The sequence below is a fragment of the Acidobacteriota bacterium genome (assembly GCA_016195325.1).
GTDB lineage: Bacteria > Acidobacteriota > Polarisedimenticolia > JACPZX01 > JACPZX01 > JACPZX01.
In genome coordinates this window covers 44,087-63,632 of sequence record JACPZX010000016.1, presented here as the reverse complement: position 1 = coordinate 63,632, position 19,546 = coordinate 44,087, and the positions used below count along the sequence as shown (strand labels likewise).

Here is a 19,546-nt window from a genome sequence, read left to right as displayed (position 1 = left end):
CGCCCCGCGGGAGCGTCAAAGCGCGGGGGTCAGATCCCGACGCGCGCCGACACCATCACCCCGCCCGGGATGGGCACCGGCGGCGAGAGCGTGAAGCGGCGCGACGTGATCGGATCCCACGACAAACGGTGATCCAGCCCATCGGCGTGGTTGAAGGAGTAGAAGGAGCGGCCGACGAGCGTCCCCGCGACGGATCCTATCGCCACGTCGCTCAGGTAGTGCGCATCCTGGAGGACGCGCGACCAGGCGATGTACGCCCCGAGGGTGTAGAGCCCGACGTGAGCCCACCGCCGCGCGATCGGTTGAAGCTCCAGGCGGCGCGAGAGGACGAAGTCGGCGTAGCTCAGCGTCGTGAACGCCGACGACGCGTGGTGGGAGTAGAAGGACCGGTGGTTGTCGTCCTCGCCCCGGAGGCGCCGGATCTGCCGCGGGCTCGCCCCGTCCGCCGCCGCGAACTCCAGCTCCGGCCTCTGGCGGCCGAGAACGTTCTTCACGATCCCGGTCATGGCGATGTTGAACCGGCGCGCCTCCCAGAGCCCCAGGAAATCGGTGACGTCGTCGCGCCACCTCGGGCCGGCCGAGGCGAGGATCGCCCCAGCCGCGATCGTCCCCGTCACCTCCGACGCGTGGCTCTCGATGAATCCGTGCGGCCGCGTGTCGCTCGCACCGCGGCGGAAGTGGTCGCGGACCTCCTCGTCGAAGATCGGCGGGTTGCCGAAGAGGAGGGGATGCTGCCGCGGTCCGATCCGCTGGTCGATCCCCTCGTCGGCCGCCCACGTGAGGACGACGAGCGTGACGTGCCGCCAGTGGTCCTCGACGAGGGGCTTCCAGAAGGGGCGCGCGGCCTGATCGTCGGTGGCGCGGCACGGCACGGCGCAGGCGAGGAGCAGAAGGACCGTGCACGGAACGAGACGCATCAAGGGGGATCTGACGACAGGCGGATGCCAATCGTCAAGGCGGCTCCTCCCTGGAGGATCTGCGGGGTGAGCAGCCTGACGCGCGGCGCCTGCGATCGGGGCGAATGCTCCGATCGATAGGCCCAGCGGCTGAGGCCGATCCCGAGAGCCGACCCCGCCACGACGTCGGTCAGGTAGTGCTCCCCCTCGCGGATCCGCGTGTACCCGATGTAGGCGGCGGCGCCGTAGAGGCCGGCGAAGGCGATCTTGCGGGAGAGGCTCCGGGGCCCGTACTTGCGCGCGACGACGCGATCGAGGTACGAGGCCCAGGTGAAGGATCCGCTCGAGTGCCCGGACGGGAACGAGCGGCGCTCGTCGGGTGCCGCCTGAAGCGCGGCGAAGGCGGCGGGGCCGAGCGCCTTGCGATCGGCGAACTCGAGCGTCGGGCGGCGCCTTCCGATCACCGCTTTCGTGAGCCCCGTGAGGCCGCGGTTCAGGAAGAAGGCGTCGGCCGCTCCGAAGAGATCGCCGCTCAGCTCGTGCCAGCTCCCGAAGTCGAGACCCAGGAGGACGAGCGGGGTGCCGTACCGGAACGTCTCGAGGCCATGGACGGCAAAGTAGTCGTGCCCTTCGGCCCCCGTGGTGAAGGTGTCGTGGACGGCGCGATCGATCCCCGGCACGCCGCGGAAGAGAAGGGGCTCCCTCGACTCGCCGATCTGGTGCCCGTACACATCCGCGGCCTTGTCGACGCCGGCGCAGAAGAGGAGCCGCCAGCCGTGGTCGCGCATGAAGCGCGAGACCGCCCCCTGGCTGTCTCCGTTCGGGTCCGCCGTCTGCGGCGGGGGGAGGACGAGGGCCGCGACCATCAGGATCGGGAGCATCGTCCCCAGACTAGACGCCGGTGGACGAAATGTCGCGCCCGATGACCGGTGGACCGGCGCGGGCGGCTGCGGGTAGTCTGCATGCCTTGCATGCGGCGCCCGGCCGGTTCCGGGCACTTCGGGAGATCCGTCGTGATCGAGAGATTCGTCAGGGGAAGCACGGCGCTCGGCTCGGTGTGCTTCATCGCGGCCGCGCTCTGGCAGAGCGCCGCGGGCGCCACGACGAAGGTGGCGGTCAGCGAGGAGCACGTCCGAGAGGTCCACCGGCGTGCGATCGTCGTCGACACGCACGCCGACACGCTCTGGCGCGTGCTCGACAAGGGGGACGACATCGTCTCGAGCGACGGGAAGGGGCAGGTCGATCTCCCGCGCCTCCTCGCGGGAGGGGTCGACGGGCAGTTCTTCTCGATCTGGCCGCAGCCCCTGTACGGCCCCTCGGGGTGGGTGAAGCGCAGCCTGAGGCTCATCGACGCGCTGCACGGCGTCGTCGCGAGGAGCGGCGGGAGGATGTTCCTCGCGACGAGCGCCGCGGACATCCGGCGCGCCGACCGGGAGGGGAGGGTCGCGGCGCTGGTCGGCATCGAGGGGGGGCAGGCGATCGAGGACGACCTCGGCGTGCTCCGCATGTTCTATCGCGCGGGGGTCCGCTACATGACGCTCACGTGGTCCATCAACACCTCGTGGGCCGACTCCTCGGGGGACAAGCGGGTCAGCCATGGCCTGACCGGCTTCGGCGAGCAGGTCGTGAGGGAGATGAACCGGCTCGGCATGCTCGTCGACGTCTCGCACGTCTCCGACGAGACGTTCGCCGACGTGCTGCGCGTGACGAGCGCCCCGGTGATCGCGTCGCACTCGTCGTGCCGCGCGATCTGCGACGCGAAGCGCAACATGACCGACGACATGCTGCGCGCCCTCGCGAAGAACGGGGGCGTCGTGATGATCAACTACTTCTCGGCCTTCATCGATCAGGACTTCGCGAAGGCCGCGGACAAGGCCGAGGACGGCGCGAAGGAGACGATCTCGAGGATCGCCACCGAGACGCTCGGCGATCCGGTCGCGCGCGAGAACCGGATGTGGGAGATGTACACGCAGCTCGACGGCGCGATCCCTCCGCCGTCGATCGAGCGCGTGCTCGATCACATCGAGCACGTGATGCGGGTGGCCGGCCCCGATCACGTCGGCCTCGGCTCCGACTTCGACGGCATCACGAGCGCGCCGAAGGGGCTCGAGGACGTCTCGAAGCTGCCGGCGATCACGCGAGGGCTCCTCGAGCGCGGCCACTCCGACGAGGAGGTGATCCAGGTTCTCGGCGGAAATTTCCTGCGCGTGTTCGAGAGCGCCGAAAAGATCGCCGCGACCGCGCCGGCACGTTGACAGTTTTTCGAGGGCTGCACTATATTGCGCGCCGTGGTCATTGAGTGTCTCATCGGACCCCGCGTGGCGACGGACGAACGGCCACGGGGGGTCTTTTGTTGTTCACGGTCTCATAGGTCGGCGGGGTGCGGCCGCGCCCCGTCATCGTTGGTCGGGCCGGATCGTGGAACAGGAGACGGACGGCCCGTCGTTTCCATGGAGGTGAACCCAGCGTGCCGATGAAGAAGAAGACCACCAAGAAGAAGGCCGCGAAGAAGACCGCGAAGAAGCGCCGCTAGCAGAGCGCAGGCAAGTGTAAGGAGTCCTTCTCCGGAGAAGGTTCCAGCAGCAAACTTGAAGACAACCTTCCTGCCGTGGGGCTGTAGCGCAGCTGGGAGCGCGCATGACTGGCAGTCATGAGGTCGCGGGTTCGATCCCCGCCAGCTCCACCAGGAGTTGTCTTCTTTTATTTTCGGCCGGAGCTCCTGCGCTTCGCCGACATCCTGCCGGCCGCCCGGTTCAGCGGGTGCGCTCGCTCCAGGAACGGGATCGCCGGCCTCTTGCGAATCCCCATGTCCCTCAGCGCGGCGCGCAGCCCGCCATGATCGGCATCGACGCTGAGCCCCTTCATCAGGGTGTCCCAGGCCTCCCGGCGCTGTCCCGCGAGGAGGTGCACCTTCGCCAGGTTCAGGAGGATCTCGGGAGAGAAGAACTCGCTCGATGCCGCCTTCCTGCATATCGTCAGTCCCTCGCGGGTGCGGCCGAGGGCGGCGGCGAGGCAATAGCCGTAGTAAGAGGTGATGCGGGCCCGCCGCGCGACGTTGGGAGCCGACTCGTCCAGCTTGAGGCTCGACTCGAAGAAGGCGAGGGCCTCGAGTGCGTTGCCGGCCTCGAGCGCATGGAGCCCGCGGGCGAACGAACGATCGGATGGTGTGAGCTTGGTGGACAAGGCCGCCTCCGGTCCGGGGAATGTGCGGAGCGGCGAAAATATGGTGCCTCTCCGGATCACGGGCAACCCGGGGCGGGGGGCGCGAGCCCTCGAACGCGTCAGCCCTGCGTGCGCTTGCGGAGCAGTCCCTCGTTGACGTCGATCGTCGACGTTTTCTCGAGTCGGGCCAGGAGCGCCTGGTAGAGCGACGCGCGATCCTCGTCGAGCATCCGCCGCTTGAGCGTGGCGCGATCCGCGGCGGCCTGGTCCGGCGTCGCCGGCGTCTTCGCCTTGACCGCGAGGATTAGCAGGCCGTCGTCCGAGTCGTACGGACCGAGGACCGAGCCCACGGTCGCCGCGAAGGCGGCCGCCTTCGCCGCCTCGGTGATGGGCGGGGCGGGCTGGGATCGGTTGATCTGCGGGAGGCTCTTCACCTCGAGCTTCTTCTTCTCGACGCGCGCCGAGAGGGTTCCCGAAGCGCCCACGATCTCGGCGGCGGTGGTCCTCGCCTTCGCGCGGGATCGCGATTTCCTGAGATCGGCCTCCACGCGCCCCTTCACCGTCTCGAAGGGCGAGGGCTGCGGAGCGCGGACATCGGCGAGACTGAGGACGGCGAGACCCTGCGGCACGGTCACGGGGGCCGAGAACCCTCCCGGCTTGAGGGCGAAGAGGGCATCGTCCACCCGAGCGGTCCGGCGGGCTCGCCCTTCGCGAAGAATCCCGTGTCGCCCACCTTGTATCCCATCGCGGCCGCGCTCTTGTCGAACGACGCCTCCTGCGCCGCCAGCTTGCCCTGGAACGCCTGGGCTTCCACGCGGAGGGCCTCCTGCGATTTCGCCACGGCCAGCCCGCGGCGGATCTCGTCCTTCACCTCGCTGAGCGGATCGACCCCGGCCGTCCGGGCCTCCGTGACCTTCATGATGTGGTAGCCGAACGGAGTCTTCACGAGATCGCTGACGGCGCCGACGCTGAGCGAAAAAGCCGCGTCCTCGAACTCCTTCACCATCCGGTTGCGCCCGAAGAACCCGAGGTCGCCGCCCGACGCCGCGGAGCCCGAATCCTCCGAGCTCTGGCGCGCGAGCGCCGCGAAATCCTCGCCGCCGCGCGCGCGGGCGAGGACGGCGGCCGCCTTCGCGCGGATCTCGGCGTCCTGCGCGGGGGTCGCGTTCTGCGGGACCTTGAAGAGGATGTGCGAGGCGCGGCGCTGATCGGGGTGCGTGTAGGTCGTCGCCTTCCCCTTCTCGTAGGCGTCGTTGATCTCGGCGTCGCTCACCTGCGCCGACGCGGCCTTCGCCTCGCGGTCGAAGAGCACGTAGCCGGCCCGGCGGGCCTCCGCCGTCATGTAGTCCGCGCGGTGGGACTCGTAGTAGCTCTTCGTGTCGGCGGCGGCCGGCTCCTTCGCGTCGGTGAAGGACGCATCGGCGAGGAGCACGTAGTCGAGGTCGACCCTCTCGACCTCGGAGCGGAAGCGCCGATCCACCTCGGCGTCGTCGATTCTCGCGAGGCTGAAGACGGCGGCGCGCAGCTTCTCGGCGGCGATCTCCTTCTCTCGCTCACCCTCGAACTCGGCGATGTTGATGCGGGCCGACTCGAGGATCTTCCGGTACTGATCGGCCCCGATGAACCTGCCGTCGCGCTGCCACTGGGGCATGCTGACGATGTCGTCCTTGAGCTCGGCGGGGGTGACCCGCAGGCCGGCGCGCGTCGCCTCCCGCTCGGTCAGGTACTGCCCGAGCACCGTCCCGAGCGCCTGCTGGTCGACGAACGCGCTGAGCGCGTCGTCGCTGGCCTGGCCCGCGAACCGCTGGCGCAGATCGTTCTCGACGATTCCCCTCGTCTTGATGAAGGCCTTCGTGGGAATCGGCTCGCCGTCGACGTTGGCGATCCAGTCGGGCGCGCCCTGCTCCTTGCCCGCGAGACCGCCGCCCCACAGCCCGTACATCGCGAGCGCGAGGCTGCCCACCGTCGCGATGACGACCAGTCCGAGAATGATCTTCGTGACTCCCTTGCTCTTGCGCGCCCATCCCAGCATTCGCGATGTCCCCCGAGGAAGGGGTGCATTCTACGGTTCCGCGCGCGGTCGAGCAAGACCGCATTCTGTGGCCCTTTTCGGATGAGTGTGTTAGATTGAGGCGCCCCGCTGCCGATCTATCTCAACTAATTGAAAATAAGCTACTTATCAGCCAAGAACGGCCGGGGCTTCGAGCGGCCGGCACTCCGACTCTCAACGTTTCGGGATCCTCCCGGAATCGTGGGGCGGATCCGGGTGGCGGGACCATCATGGCGGTGAGAAGGGGAGGGGATCGGCCCGCGGTCCTCCTCGACTGGTTCACGGTCAGCTACCGGTCCATCGTGGGCGGATCCATCGCCCTCATCCTGCTGCTGTCGGCGGTCGGCGGCGCCCTCTACTACCAGTTCGTCTACCGCAACAGCCCGCGCGCGCGGGCGTCGACGTCGATCACGCAGGCGGAGGGGCTCCTCGAGAAGGCGTCGGCCGGCGAGGCCACGAAGGAGAGCGAGCCGCTCAAGCAGAACGCGGAGCGGCTTCTCGGCGAGGCCAGGCGCCAGTTCGACGCGACCAACTTCGAGGACGCCGCGAAGTCGGCCGAGCAGTCGCAGATGAGCAGCCAGCGCGTGATCGCGCTCGCCCACGGGGAGACGTCGCGCGCGGCGCAGTTCTACAAGATCGAAGGGGACGTCAAGGTGAAGCGCTCGCGCGAGCTGATCTGGGCTCCCGCCGCCAAGGGGATGACCCTCTCCGTCGGCGACCAGATCAAGACGGACTCGCGTTCCGCGGCCCAAATCATCTACTTCAACGGGACGATCACCACCGTCACGCCCGGCTCGCTCCTCGAGATCAAGGAGCTCTACGAGAACCCGACGACCCGCGTGCAGCAGGTGAGGGAGCGGCTCCACGAGGGGCGCGTCTCGTCGTCGACGCAGGATCCCCCGACCAAGGGATCGTTCCACGAGATCGCCACCCAGAACACGGTCGCCACCACCGAGGAACGCACCGAGATGGACGTTGCGTTCGACGACCGGCAGGCGACGACGCGCCTCGAAGTCCACACCGGGAAGGCCAGCGTCTCCACCCCCGAGGAGGGGGCCCGGAAGATCGCCGTCGAGGCGCAGGAGCGCGTCGAGGTCGATCAGAAGGAGCGGCTCTCGACGAAGGTCAAGCTGCCGGCCGCGCCGCTCCTGAACTCCCCCGTGGATCAGAGGATCCTCCCGCTCGAAGGAGGCGAGGGGGGGTCGGTCCAGCTCGAGTGGCAGGAGGTCGCGGAGGCGAAGAGCTACCATCTCCAGATCTCGGCGCACCCGCTCTTCTCGGACTCGCTCGTGGACAGGACGCTCGACACCACGTCCGCCACGCTGCCGCGCGCCGGCGAGGGGAACTACTACTGGCGGGTCGCGGCCATCTTCGACGACGGGACCGAGGGGCCAATGAGCGAGGCGAGAAAGTTCAAGATAGTCCCCGGGACGCTGGCGCCGTCGGGAGACGTGCAGCCTCCGCCCCTCGAAATCGACGACTTCCTCACCTTTGCGACGCAGGTCATCGTGAGGGGGAAGACCGAGCCGGGCGCCCAGCTCTCCGTGGACGGGGCGAAGATCGACGTCTACGACGACGGCACCTTCACCTCGGTCATCCCCCTGCGCAAGGCGGGACACCACACGCTGGTCTTCGTCGCGCAGGACGTCGCGGGGAACGCCACCCGCCTCGAGCGGGTCGTCGACGTCGACACCTATTGATGGTCCGGATCCGGATGCCCGCTCCCACTCTCATCCTCGTCGACGCGACCGTCCCCCCGCGGGGCGCGCGCGCCGGCTCGTCGAAGGGGCGCCTTCCACTCGAACGCGCGGAGCGCCGCCTCGAGGATCTCTCCCGCGGCGCGCTGGCCGTCTGGCTCGGCGAAAGCCGCGCGTCGGACCGGCGCGTCCGGGCGCTCGTGCGGGCGGCGGCGGGCCCCTGCCTCTCGGTCGGGCCGGAGCGGGGCCGCGGCACGGCCCGACGCTCCGCGTCGCTCGGCTTCGCGGTGCACCTCGACAGGTCGTCCGCCGCCGACGCGCGCGCGACGCTGCGCCGCCTGGCGCGCCTGAAGCCCGCGGGGCGGATCCCGTCCCGGGACGTCGCGGGTACGAGGAGCGCGCGGCGGTTCAAGATTCTCTCGGACATCACCCGGACCGCGAACTCGGTGCTCGAGCCGCGGCGCGTGATGGAAATCGTCATGGGAAAGGCCCAGTCCCTCATCCGGTCCGAGGCCTGGTCGCTCCTCCTCGTCGACGAGAACGAGCAGAGCCTGACGTTCGAGATGTCGCGCGGGGAGCGGTCGGCCGACATCAAGGAGCAGAAGGTCCGCATCGGGCAGGGCATTGCCGGCTGGGTCGTGCAGTACCGCAGGCCCGTCATCATCAACAACGTCTACCGCGACAGGCGATTCGACCCCCGTTTCGACATGATGACCGGGTTCAAGACGCGCTCCATCCTCTGCGCGCCCCTCATCAGCCGGGGCCGGATCATCGGCGTGGTGGAGCTCATCAACAAGCGCCGGGGGGGGTTCTCGCGGGAGGATCTCGAGACGCTGAAGGTCCTCGTCGAGCCCGGCGCCATCGCCATCGAAAACGCCATCCTGTACAAGCGTTCCACGGAGCTTTCCTTTACGGACGATTTGACGCATCTTTTCAACGGCCGCTACCTCGACCTCGCCCTCCGGAGGGAGGTCAAGCGCGGCAGGCGCTACCAGACCCCGGTGTCGGTGATCTTCCTGGACCTCGACGGCTTCAAGAAGATCAACGACTCCCACGGGCATCTCGCGGGATCGCGGGCGCTCGTGGAGGTCGGCGACGTTCTCCAGGCTTCGGTCCGGGAGATCGACATCGTCTGCAGGTACGGGGGAGACGAGTTCACCATCGTGCTCCCGCAGACCAATGCGGCGGGAGCCGCCGTCATCGCCGAGAGGATCCGGCAGAACATCGAGGCCCAGACGTTCCTCTCCGAGATGGGGCACGAGGTCAGGTTGACCGCCTCCTTCGGGGTGTCGTCGTACCCGGAGCACGGGCAGTCGAGGGAAGAGCTGATTCAGAAGGCCGATCGAGCGATGTACGAGATCAAAGAGAAGGAGAAGAACGGCGTCGCCCTCGCCACGTGAAGGGCCGCGCCGTCTTCCTTGACGGGAAAGGACGAGAGGTCACCGGATGGGCTTGAGGTCGCTCCTCAGTTTGTTCTCCAACGATCTGGCCATCGATCTCGGCACCGCGAACACCCTCGTCTTCGCGAAGGGCAAGGGGATCGTCGTCTGCGAGCCGTCGATCGTCGCGGTGAACCAGAAGACGGGAAAGGTCGAGGCGGTCGGCAAGGAGGCCAAGGAGATGCTGGGGCGCACCCCCGGCAACATCGTGGCCATCAAGCCGATGAAGGACGGGGTCATCGCCGACTTCGAGCACACCGAGAAGATGCTGGACTACTTCATCAAGAAGGCGCACAACCGCTCGCTCGGCGTGCACCCGCGCATCGTGATCGGCGTCCCGTCCGAGATCACCCAGGTCGAGAAGCGCGCGGTGAAGGACTCCGCCTTCCGCGCGAAGGCGACCGAGGTGTACCTCGTCGAGGAGGCCATGGCCGCGGCGATCGGCGCGGGGCTCCCCATCACGGAGCCCACCGGCAACATGATCATCGACATCGGCGGCGGGACGACGGACGTCGCGGTCATCTCGATGGCGGGCATCGTCTACTCGCGGACGGTGCGCGTCGCGGGGAACGAGATGGACGACGCGATCATCCAGTACATCAAGCGCAAGCACAACCTGCTGATCGGCGAGCGCACCGCCGAGGAGATCAAGATCAAGATCGGGTCCGCGTATCCGCTCGACGAGGAGCTGAGCCTCGAGATCAAGGGGCGCGATCTCGTCGACGGGATCCCGAAGACGATTCTCATCACCGACTCGGAGATCCGCGAATCGCTCGCCGAGACGGTGAACGCGATCGTCGACGCCGCGCGCGTGGCCCTCGAGCAGACGCCGCCGGAGCTGTCGGCCGACATCGTGGACCGCGGCATCGTCCTCACCGGGGGCGGCGCGCTGCTGAAGAACCTCGACAAGAAGCTCCGGGAGGAGACGGGCCTGCCGGTGTCGATGGCGGACGACCCGCTCTCGTCGGTCGTGCTCGGCACGGGGCGCATGCTCACGGACTTCACGCTGCTGAGAAAGGTCTCGATCGACTAGATGAGTCGCCGGCCCGCCGTCGTCCTCGTCATCGTCCTGGTCGCTCTCTTCGGGCTCATGGCCGGACAGGTGCGGGGAGGACCTCTCTCGAGGGTCGAAGGGCTGCTCCTGCGCACGGCCTCGCCCTTCCTCAGGGGGGCGCACCTGGCCGTCGCGGGGACCGCCGAGGCGGTCAGCGCCGTGACGGGCGCCGAGAGCCCGAGCCGCGTGCGCGATCTCGAGGAGCGGATCGCCGCGCTCGAGCTGCAGCGGCAGCGCTTCGAGGAGGAGGGGCTCGAGAACGCGAGGCTTCGGGCCCTCCTCGATCTGAAGCAGAGCCTGCCGGTCCCCACGGTCGCGGCCACCGTCGTCGCCAACTCCTTCCGCTCGGTCACGAAGACGTGCCTCATCGACCGCGGCACCGGCTCGGGCGTCGTCGCCGACATGCCGGTCATCAACTCGCAGGGGGTGGTCGGCCGCGTGTGGTCCGCCGGGTCGAGCCTGTCGAAGGTGCAGCTGCTGACCGACGCTTCGGCGGGCATCGCCGTGCTCGTGCAGCGCACCCGCGTGCAGGGGGTGCTGATGGGCAGGGGGGATCCCCTCCTCGAGCTCCGCTACGTCTCCACGATCGACGACGTGCGCACGGGCGATCTCCTCCTCACGTCGGGACTCGACCGGATCTACCCCCGCGGTCTCCCGGTCGGCGTCGTCGGCGAGGTCCGGGCGGGGGGAGGGCTCATGCGGATCGTGACGGTCGTCCCCAGGGTCGATTTCGACAGGCTCGAGGAACTCCTCGTGCTCACGCGCGTCAACCCCGACCAGGGCCAGGGAGAAATCCAGCCGTGACGTGGGTTTGGGGAGGTCTGGCGCTGCTGGGGACGCTCTTCGGGCAACTCTTCGTCTCGTCGCTCTGGCCCTCGAGCGCCATCTTCTTTGATCTTCCACTGCTCGTGGTCCTATACTATGGCCTCGACCGCGGGCCCGTCGCGGCGCTGCTGATTGGCGCCGGAGTGGGAATCGTGCAGGACAGCCTGACGGGGAGCCTCCTCGGAGCCGCTTCGGTGGCGAGAGGGCTCACGGGCTACGTGGTCGGAGCCGCCGGAAATCGATTCGTCCTCACCAGACCGCTCTCCCAGCTCCTGGTGATCGCCGGCGGGACACTCGCCGTGAGGCTTCTGGACCTTCTGACCCTCGTCGTGATGGGAAGGCAACTCGTCCTTCCGCCCCTCCCTGAACTGTTCGCCGGCATCCTTGGCAACACGGCCGTCGGCTGGACCGCATTCCAACTTCTTCGCAGAGAGAAAGCCGTTTGACCCAGAACTTCCGCCACACGAAAGGCTTCCAGGAGCACGTCGAGGAGCAGACCCTCTCGGCCCGGATCGCCGTCCTGTGGTGGGTCTTCGCGGCCGTCCTCGTCGGCTTCCTCTTCGCGTTCTGGTACCTCCAGGTCGTCGAGAGCGACAAGTACCGGACGATGGCCGAGGAGAACCGGGTCCGGCATCTCGACGTGCCCGCGCCGCGGGGGGCGCTCCTCGACAGGAACGGGCAGGTCATCGTCAGGAACCGCCTCTCGTTCAGCGTCGTGCTCGATCGCGAGAAGGGGCGCGATCTCACCCGGGCCTTCTCGATCCTCTCGCCGGTGATGCGCCGGACCCCCCAGGAGATCGCGGGCATCTACTACCGCGCGGCCGCGCGCCGGTTCAAGTACGAGCCGATCGTCCTCGCCGAGGACGTCGATCTGGGCACCGTGTCCTACGTCGAAGCCCGGCGCTCGGAGCTCTCCGGTGTCTCGATCGGCATCGACGATCGGCGCTACTACGAGGGTGGCGCGAGCGGCGCGCACCTCGTGGGCTACGTGAGCGAGGTGTCCGCGAGCGATCTGTCGACGGGCAGGGTCCCCGACGCGCGGCGCGGCGACTTCGTGGGCAAGGCGGGGCTCGAGCGGTACTTCGACTCGAGCCTCAGGGGCCGGCGCGGGTACCGCGACGTCATCGTGAACAGCGTGGGCCGCGAGGTGGGGGAGCTTCCCTCGGGGAACCTCCCGCAGCCCGGTGAGAACATTCGGACCTCCATCGATCTCGACATGCAGCGCCGCCTCGACCTTTCGTTCGGCGACAGGGCCGGCGCGGCCGTCTTCCTCAACACGCGCACCGGCGAGATCCTCGCCCTCACGTCGCGCCCCGGGTACGACTCCAACCTCTTCGTCACGGGGCTGAACCGGACGGTGTGGCGGGCCCTCATCGGGGATCCGGGGCACCCGCTGCAGAACCGCGCGTCGCAGTCGTCGTACTCACCCGGCTCGACGTTCAAGATGATCGTCGCCGCGGCGGCGCTCGAGGCGGGGGTCATCGACCCCTCGACGACCTTCTTCTGCCCCGGGCAGGCGGAGTTCTACGGGCGCATCTTCCACTGCCACGAGAAGAAGGGGCACGGCGCGGTCGACCTGAACGAGGCGATCATCAAGTCGTGCGACGTCTTCTTCTACAACGTCGGCAAGCGGCTCGGCATCGAGAAGATCTCCGCGATGGCCCGCCGGTTCGGGCTCGGCAGCCCGACGGGACTGGGCCTCGGGACCGAGGAGCCCGGCCTCGTCCCGGACGAGACCTGGAAGCAGCGCGTCTACCACGATCGCTGGTACCCGTCCGAGACGATCTCCGTCTCGATCGGCCAGGGGCCGATCCTCGTGACTCCGATCCAGCAGGCGATCGCCGAGGCGGCGCTGGCCACCGACGGCCGGCTCGTGTCGCCGACCTTCCGGCTCGGCGGCGAGATGGGGACGGGCTCCCTTCCCGAGCCGCACGGGGAGGCGCTCTCGGAGTCGACCCTGGCCGTCATCCGGCGCGCGATGTGGGGCGTCGTCCACGAGGCGGGCACCGGGACGAGGGCTCTCATCAAGGGCTTCGACATCTGCGGCAAGACGGGGACCGTGCAGGTGGTCGCGGCCTCCGTCGGCGTGAAGAACGAGCTGGAGCTCCCGCCCGAGCAGCGCGATCACGCGTGGTTCGTCGGCTTCGCGCCCTACTCATCACCCGAGGTCGCCTTCGCGATCCTCGTGGAGCACGGCGGCCACGGCGGGGACGCCGCGGCGCCGATCGCGAAGGACGTGCTCCAGATCTACTACGACAAGACGCGGAAGGCCCCCGGCCATCCCGCGACGACGGAGGTTGCGGTTGGTCCTGCAGGCACCGCCACGCGGGCGCTTTGACTGGGCGCTCCTGGGCGCGATGGCGGCCCTCATCACCCTCGGTCTGCTCATGGTCTACACCGCCACCGTCTACGAGGACCACGAGCCCTTCCGCAAGCAGGCGTACTCATGCGCGGCGGCGCTCGCGGTGCTGGCCCTCGTCGTCGCGGTCCCTTACCAGATCTGGTCGAACCTCTCGCTGCCGCTCTGGCTCGGCAGCCTCGTTCTCCTCGCCATCGTGCTCGTCGCGGGGACCGAGGTGAGGGGATCGAACTCGTGGCTCGCCTTCGGGCCGGTGCGTTTCCAGCCGGCCGAGGCGGCGAAGTTCACGACGGCCCTGTTGCTCTCGACCTACGCCGCGTCCCGGCAGGGTTTCGGCCTGACGCCGAGAATCCTCGCCGGGATGGGGCTGATCGTCGCGGCCCCGGTCGGGCTCATCCTGATGCAGCCCGATCTGGGAAGCACGCTGCCGTTCTTCCCTCTCCTGGGGGTGGCGGTCTTCCTGTCGGGGGTGCGCTGGAAGACGATCATCGCGGTGATGCTCCTGGGCGTTCTCTGCGTCCCCGCGTTCTGGCTTCTCCTCAAGCCCTATCAGAAGGAGCGTGTGATGATTTTCCTGGAGCCCGGGCTCGATCCGAAAGGGGTCGGCTGGCAGGTGCTCCAATCGCGGATCGCTGTGGGATCGGGCGGTCTGCTCGGGAAGGGACTGGGCGAGGGCAGCCAGGCCCAGCTCAACTTCCTTCCCGACAGGCACACAGATTTCATCTTCTCGGTCCTTGCCGAGGAGATAGGCTTCGCGGGCACGGCCTCCGCGCTGCTGCTCTACGGTATTCTGCTCTACGGCTGCGTGGCGAGCGCCAGGGCCGCCCGGGACAGACTCGGGCTCTTCCTGTGCATGACCGTCGCCGCGCTGCTGGGGTCGCAGATAATTATCAATATCGGGGTGATACTCGGGTTGATGCCGACGGCCGGCATCCCGCTGCCCCTCATGTCCTATGGAGGATCGTCCCTCGTCACGTCTGTCGGGGCGCTCGGGCTGGTCCTGAATGTGAGAATGCGATGTCTGGTGAATTGAAGAGAAGAAGAAGACGCGGCCGCCGCGGTGGGCGCGGTCGTGGTGGAAAGAGCCCGGCGGGAACCTCGCAGAAGGCTCCCGGCAACGGGGAGAACGGAACCGAAGAGCAGCCCATTCCGATCGAGGCGCTCGAGCCCGACGATTCGACGCCGGTGCTGGAGCTGCTCCCCGAGCCGGCCGAGGGGGACGAGGGGATCGAGCCCCGGCCCGTGGTCGAGGTGGAGGCCGAGCTCGACGAGCCCGAGCCGAGCCGCTCGCAGAAGCGCCGGCTGAAGAGCGCCGGGCCGGAGCGCACGATCGTCGTCAACGACACGTCGCGCGAGACCCGGATCGCCATCCTCGAGAAGGGGGCGCTCGCCGAGATCTTCATCGAGCGCGAGAACGCGCCCGGGGTCGTCGGCAACGTCTACAAGGGGAAGGTCTCCAAGGTCCTCCCCGGCATGCAGTCGGCGTTCGTCGACATCGGCCTGGAGCGCGACGCGTTCCTGTACGTGAGCGACATCTCGCCGGGGTTCGACGACTACGAGGGGCCGCTGAACCTCGACGACGTCGAGGGAGGGGACGAGATCCGCAAGGACGTCCCGAAGCCCGACCGCCGCGCGCCGATCCAGGCGCTCCTCAAGGAAGGGCAGGAGCTCCTCGTGCAGGTCACGAAGGAGGGGATCGGCACGAAGGGCGCGCGCATCACGAGCTACGTGACGATCGCGGGCCGCTTTCTCGTTCTGATGCCGCAGGTCGATCACGTCGGCGTGAGCCGCAAGATCGGCGACGCCCGCGAGAGGGCGCGCCTCCGGAAGGCGGTCGAGAAGGCGCGCAAGCACGGCCTGGGCTTCGTCATCCGCACCGTCGCCGACAGCGCCGGCAAGGAGGAGCTCGAGGGGGACGTCAAGTTCCTCACGGGCATCTGGGAGGAGATCCGCAAGAACGCGGAGAAGGTCGTCGCTCCGGCGCTCGTGCGCGCCGAGATGGACCCGCTCCTCAGGATCCTGAGAGACCACTTCAACGCCGGGGTCAACAAGGTCGTCGTGGACAGCCCGAAGGCCCGCAAGCAGGCCGTCGACTTCCTGAGCCTCTTCGATCCGGCCGACGTGAAGAAGGTCCACTACTACGACGAGGAGCTGCCGGTCTTCGACAAGTACGGCGTCCAGGCCGAGCTCGACAAGGCGCTCAAGAGCAAGGTGTGGCTGAAGTCCGGCGGCTACATCGTCATCAACCAGACCGAGGCGCTCGTCGCGGTCGACGTCAACACCGGGAAGTTCGTCGGCCGGCGCAACCTCGAGGAGACGGTCCTCAAGACCAACCTCGAGGCGGTCGGCGAGATCGTGCGGCAGCTGAGGCTCCGCGATCTCGGCGGCATCATCGTCGTCGACTTCATCGACATGGAGGACCGGAAGAACCGGCGCAAGCTCAACGAGGCCTTCGAGAAGGAGCTGATGAAGGACCGCGCCCGCACGAAGGTCCTCCAGATCAGCGACTTCGGCCTCGTGGAGATCACGCGGCAGCGCACGAAGAAGTCTCTCGAGAGGCTCCTCACGCGCTCGTGCCCGTACTGCACGGGCACCGGGAAGGTGAAGTCGAACCCGACCGTGCTCTTCGAGGTCCAGCGGGAGATCCGCCGCCTCGCGCCGAGCATGGACGGCAAGAAGCTCGTCATCCGGGCGAACCCCGAGGTGGCGGCCGAGATGGAGCTCGAGAGGGGGGTGCTCCTCGAGGGGCTCGGCTCGCGGAACGGCACGGAGCTGGTCATCAAGCCCGATCCGTCGCTGCACCACGAACACTACGACATCGTGAGCGTCTAGCTCCCGAACCGTCGCCCGCCCGGTCGAAGCTCGATCGGGCGGGCGGCCTCCCTCGTGCCCGCCAGGCTTGCTGCTACGGCAGCAGGTCGGTGGCAATTATTCCCCTTGACGCGTATCGTGGCTCACGGTAAGTGTCGCACGCTAGGCGCTCGCTCCGGAGCTTTCCGCATCCGTTCGATTTCTCGAGTCACAATTCGGCCGGTTCGCCCGCCGCTCTCCCGACCGGCGAGGCGAGTGGGGGTGAGGCCATGAGACGAACGCTCGCGATCCTGGCGATGGCACTGATCGGGTTCGCCGCCCCGGCAGCGGCGCAGAGTTCGAAGAGGGTGATTTTCCACTCGCGCCTCGCCCCGCACGCCGAGTACGCGGGAATCTGGGGATACGCGGCCGCGGGACGCGAGTACGCCCTGCTCGGCGAATACACGGGGACGATGGTCGTTGACGTGACCGACCCGGACAATCCCGTGGAGCGCGCGTACGTTTCGGGGACCGCGGTCGGCCTCGATCTCCGGGACGTGAGGACCGCGGGCCATTACGCCTACAGCTCAGGGAGGGTGTACAGCGACCCTGGCGGGCTCCAGATCATCGATCTCGCGGGGCTCCCCGGGACGGTGAGCCTCGTCGGCACGTACACGCAGTCCTTCAACTCCGGGGACACCCTGTTCGTCGACTCGCAGGATCGGATCTTCGTGAGCGGGCTCGGGGCCGGCGGCACGGGAGGGGTCAAGGAGATCTCCCTCGCCGACCCGATCCATCCCGTGGACCTCGGCCTGTTTGCCGGGATCCCGCTCCCGATCCCGACCTACGCGAGCCACGTGCGCGGCAACCTCCTATTCTCGTCGAACGTCTACGACGGGAACGTGCAGATCCTGGACATCACGAACCGCTCGCGGCCCACCGTGCTCAGCACCCTTCCGGAGCCCCTTCGATATTCCTGGAACGTGACCGTGACCGACGACGGCCGCCATCTCCTCGCGGCCGACTTTCGCAAGGACGGCGGCGGATACCTCTCGATCTACGACGTGTCGAACCCCAACGCGCCGTCGAGGGTGTCGAGCTTCGTCGGCCCCAACTCCGATCATCGCTTCCACACGTCGATCCGCGACGTCCGCGTGAAGGGGGATCTCGCCTACTGCGCGTGGACCGAGGACGGGCTGCGCATCGTGGACATCGCAGACCCGACGATGCCCGTCGAGGTCGGCTTCTACGACCAGATGCCGCCGGAGGAGGTCGGCGACGACCAGAACGTCCCCCCCGGCACCCGCGGCGTGTACCCGTACCTCCCCTCGGGGAACATCCTGATGAGCGACTACGAGGATGGCCTCTTCGTCCTTTCGTTCACGGGGCAGTACGGCATCCTCACCGGAACGGTGCGGGATGCCGTCAGCGGGCTGCCGATCCCGGGGGCCTCGGTGCGCCGGATCGGCGAGAACCGGCCCGTGTCGACGAATGAAGGGGGCCGTTACGCCCTCGACGCCGATCCGGGGCCGGTCACGCTCGGCGCCATCGCGCAGGGTTACAGGGGGCGGTTCGTCTCGACGACGGCCGCGGTCGGGCCGCGGAAGACGGTCGATATCGAGCTGACGCCGCTTCCGGCGGGCTCGATCTCGGGGGTCGTGACGACGGCGTCGGGAGACGCGCTCGAAGGGGCGCAAGTCACCGTCGCCGGCACCGCTCTTTCGGCGACCTCCGACGCCGCCGGGATCTTCTCCCTGCCGCGGGTGCCGCGAGGGGTCTACACCCTGCGCGCCGCGAAGCTCGGGTTCACCCCCGTCTCGGAGGAAGTCGAAGCAACGCCGCAGCGGCCGGCCAGCGTGAGCCTGAGCCTGGCTCCCGCGTACCTTGCCTTCGACATGGAGAGCGATCCCGGGTGGCTCGTCAACCCTCTCAACGACGATTCGGCGATGCACGGCGCCTGGGAGCGCGTGGATCCCATCGGCACGCACCTGTACTGGGGCGACCCCTCGCAGCCGGAGGACGATCACACTCCGGGGAGCGGCAGCACGGCATTCGTCACCGGCCAGGGCGAGCCCGGCGGGGGCGCGGTGAGCGCCGACGTGAAGCACGGGAGGACGACGCTCCGCACCCAGCTCTACGACATCTCGAACCTCGACCATCCCGTGATCTCGTACTTCTCGTGGTACTCAGCCTACCCGTCCAGGCAGCGCTGGCACGTGGACGCTTCGACGGACTACTTCGCGACCTGGTTTCCGCTCGAGGACGGGATCCCCGAGCAGGATTACATGCTTCCCCCGCCGACACCCCGGTGGCGCGAGGTCAATCGATCGGTGCAGACCGTCCTCGCGCGCCCATCCTCGGTCGGCGTCCGGTTCCTGGCGAGCGATTCCGACAACAACACGGGGAACGAGGACAACGTGACCGAGGCCGGCGTCGACGACTTCCAGGTCCTCGATTCCTGCGACGCCCGCGCCCTCCCGGGGCTCGCCGACGCCGACGGGGACGGCATCAGCGACGCGTGCGATTTCTGCCCGGCCGACGCGATGAACGACGCCGACCAGGACGGCTGGTGCTCCCCCGATGACAACGCCCCGGCGGCGTTCAACCCGCTCCAGGCCGACGCGGATGGGGACGGCATCGGGGATGCCGGCGATGACTGCCCGGCGACGCCCAACGTCGACCAGGCCGACAACGATCGGGACGGGCTCGGAGACGTCTGCGATCCGGACGACGACAACGACGGCATCGCCGACGTTTCCGATCCGGACCTTGATGGGGACGGTGTCCCCAACGCCCTCGACAACTGCCCCACCGCCGCGAACCCCAACCAGCACGACCGGGACGCGGACGGCGCAGGGGACGCCTGCGACGGGGACGACGGCCTCATTGCCGGCGTCGAGGTGTACGACGGGAGCGCGCAGGGGACACCGGGGATCGATCTTCGATGGAAGGCCGAGGCGGGGCAGGGTGCCTATCACGTCTATCGCGCCACGCTGGACGGCTCGACGTCGCTCGCCGACGCGGACTGCTTCGAGCGGGTGGCTACGCCGCACGCGGTGGACACCGCGACGCCGCTTCCCGGAACGGCGTTCGTGTACGTCATGACGAAAGTTTCCACGCTGACCGTGAACCCCGCGGTCACCCCCGAAGAGGGGAACGAGGGCAGTCCCGGGTACGCCTCCTCCGGGGCCGAGCGCGTCGTGATCCGTCGCTGCCCCGCGCCGTTCCCCTTCTTTTCGGGGCAGACCCAGAACTGATGGGCGGCCCCTCGCAA

15 protein-coding genes and 1 tRNA gene are annotated in these 19,546 nt (G+C 68.4%); 11 read left to right on the top strand and 5 right to left on the bottom strand.

Annotated features, from left to right (window positions below; genetic code table 11):
* Positions 1 to 29 precede the first annotated feature (29 nt).
* Together HY049_02865 and HY049_02860 are read right to left on the bottom strand one after the other, a co-directional pair.
* Positions 30 to 917: a phosphatase PAP2 family protein gene (locus HY049_02865; GenBank protein ID MBI3447853.1), complete on the bottom strand. Its 888-nt coding sequence runs from the start codon at positions 915 to 917 to the stop codon at positions 30 to 32.
* Complete coding sequence (locus tag HY049_02860) at positions 917 to 1,777, bottom strand: phosphatase PAP2 family protein (GenBank protein MBI3447852.1); 861 nt, start codon at positions 1,775 to 1,777, stop codon at positions 917 to 919. The genes HY049_02865 and HY049_02860 overlap by 1 nt, the downstream gene beginning before the upstream one ends.
* A 132-nt stretch (positions 1,778 to 1,909) precedes the next feature.
* Here HY049_02860 and HY049_02855 point away from each other — a divergent pair, with 132 nt between their 5' ends.
* Entirely contained in the window at positions 1,910 to 3,151 is a 1,242-nt protein-coding gene (locus tag HY049_02855; GenBank protein ID MBI3447851.1) for a membrane dipeptidase, read from the top strand.
* 355 nt (positions 3,152 to 3,506) lie between these two features.
* A tRNA-Ala gene (locus HY049_02850) sits at positions 3,507 to 3,582 on the top strand.
* A gap of 14 nt (positions 3,583 to 3,596) precedes the next feature.
* On the opposite strand, the gene HY049_02845 is transcribed toward HY049_02850, so the two are convergent.
* The 3 genes from HY049_02845 to HY049_02835 all read right to left on the bottom strand — a co-directional run bounded on the left by HY049_02845 (position 3,597) and on the right by HY049_02835 (position 6,090).
* The gene (locus tag HY049_02845; protein MBI3447850.1) at positions 3,597 to 4,079 is read right to left on the bottom strand and encodes a hypothetical protein; all 483 of its coding nucleotides are present in this window, start codon (positions 4,077 to 4,079) and stop codon (positions 3,597 to 3,599) included.
* Between the two features lie 98 nt (positions 4,080 to 4,177).
* Positions 4,178 to 4,741: a peptidyl-prolyl cis-trans isomerase gene (locus HY049_02840; GenBank protein ID MBI3447849.1), complete on the bottom strand. Its 564-nt coding sequence runs from the start codon at positions 4,739 to 4,741 to the stop codon at positions 4,178 to 4,180.
* Positions 4,690 to 6,090 (bottom strand): peptidylprolyl isomerase, encoded by a 1,401-nt coding sequence (locus tag HY049_02835; protein MBI3447848.1) that lies wholly within the window; start codon positions 6,088 to 6,090, stop codon positions 4,690 to 4,692. The genes HY049_02840 and HY049_02835 overlap by 52 nt, the downstream gene beginning before the upstream one ends.
* A 248-nt stretch (positions 6,091 to 6,338) precedes the next feature.
* Here HY049_02835 and HY049_02830 point away from each other — a divergent pair, with 248 nt between their 5' ends.
* The 9 genes from HY049_02830 (at position 6,339) to HY049_02790 (ending at position 19,529) form a co-directional block, all read left to right on the top strand.
* The gene (locus HY049_02830) at positions 6,339 to 7,808 is read left to right on the top strand and encodes a FecR domain-containing protein (GenBank protein ID MBI3447847.1); all 1,470 of its coding nucleotides are present in this window, start codon (positions 6,339 to 6,341) and stop codon (positions 7,806 to 7,808) included.
* Positions 7,809 to 7,822: 14 nt separating this feature from the next.
* Positions 7,823 to 9,205: a sensor domain-containing diguanylate cyclase gene (locus HY049_02825; GenBank protein MBI3447846.1), complete on the top strand. Its 1,383-nt coding sequence runs from the start codon at positions 7,823 to 7,825 to the stop codon at positions 9,203 to 9,205.
* A 46-nt stretch (positions 9,206 to 9,251) separates the two neighbouring features.
* On the top strand, positions 9,252 to 10,277 hold the full coding sequence (locus HY049_02820) for a rod shape-determining protein (GenBank protein ID MBI3447845.1): 1,026 nt from the start codon (positions 9,252 to 9,254) through the stop codon (positions 10,275 to 10,277).
* Positions 10,278 to 11,102, top strand: coding sequence for a rod shape-determining protein MreC (mreC, locus tag HY049_02815; GenBank protein ID MBI3447844.1), 825 nt, complete (start codon positions 10,278 to 10,280; stop codon positions 11,100 to 11,102).
* Positions 11,099 to 11,569, top strand: coding sequence for a rod shape-determining protein MreD (mreD, locus tag HY049_02810; GenBank protein MBI3447843.1), 471 nt, complete (start codon positions 11,099 to 11,101; stop codon positions 11,567 to 11,569). The genes mreC and mreD overlap by 4 nt, the downstream gene beginning before the upstream one ends.
* A complete protein-coding gene (mrdA, locus tag HY049_02805) occupies positions 11,566 to 13,461 on the top strand; it encodes a penicillin-binding protein 2 (protein ID MBI3447842.1) in 1,896 nt (631 codons plus the stop codon). Before mreD ends, mrdA begins: the two co-directional genes overlap by 4 nt.
* On the top strand, positions 13,427 to 14,515 hold the full coding sequence (rodA, locus tag HY049_02800) for a rod shape-determining protein RodA (GenBank protein ID MBI3447841.1): 1,089 nt from the start codon (positions 13,427 to 13,429) through the stop codon (positions 14,513 to 14,515). The genes mrdA and rodA overlap by 35 nt, the downstream gene beginning before the upstream one ends.
* Positions 14,512 to 16,314 (top strand): Rne/Rng family ribonuclease, encoded by a 1,803-nt coding sequence (locus tag HY049_02795; protein MBI3447840.1) that lies wholly within the window; start codon positions 14,512 to 14,514, stop codon positions 16,312 to 16,314. Before rodA ends, HY049_02795 begins: the two co-directional genes overlap by 4 nt.
* A gap of 248 nt (positions 16,315 to 16,562) precedes the next feature.
* The gene (locus HY049_02790) at positions 16,563 to 19,529 is read left to right on the top strand and encodes a choice-of-anchor B family protein (GenBank protein MBI3447839.1); all 2,967 of its coding nucleotides are present in this window, start codon (positions 16,563 to 16,565) and stop codon (positions 19,527 to 19,529) included.
* Positions 19,530 to 19,546: the final 17 nt, after the last annotated feature.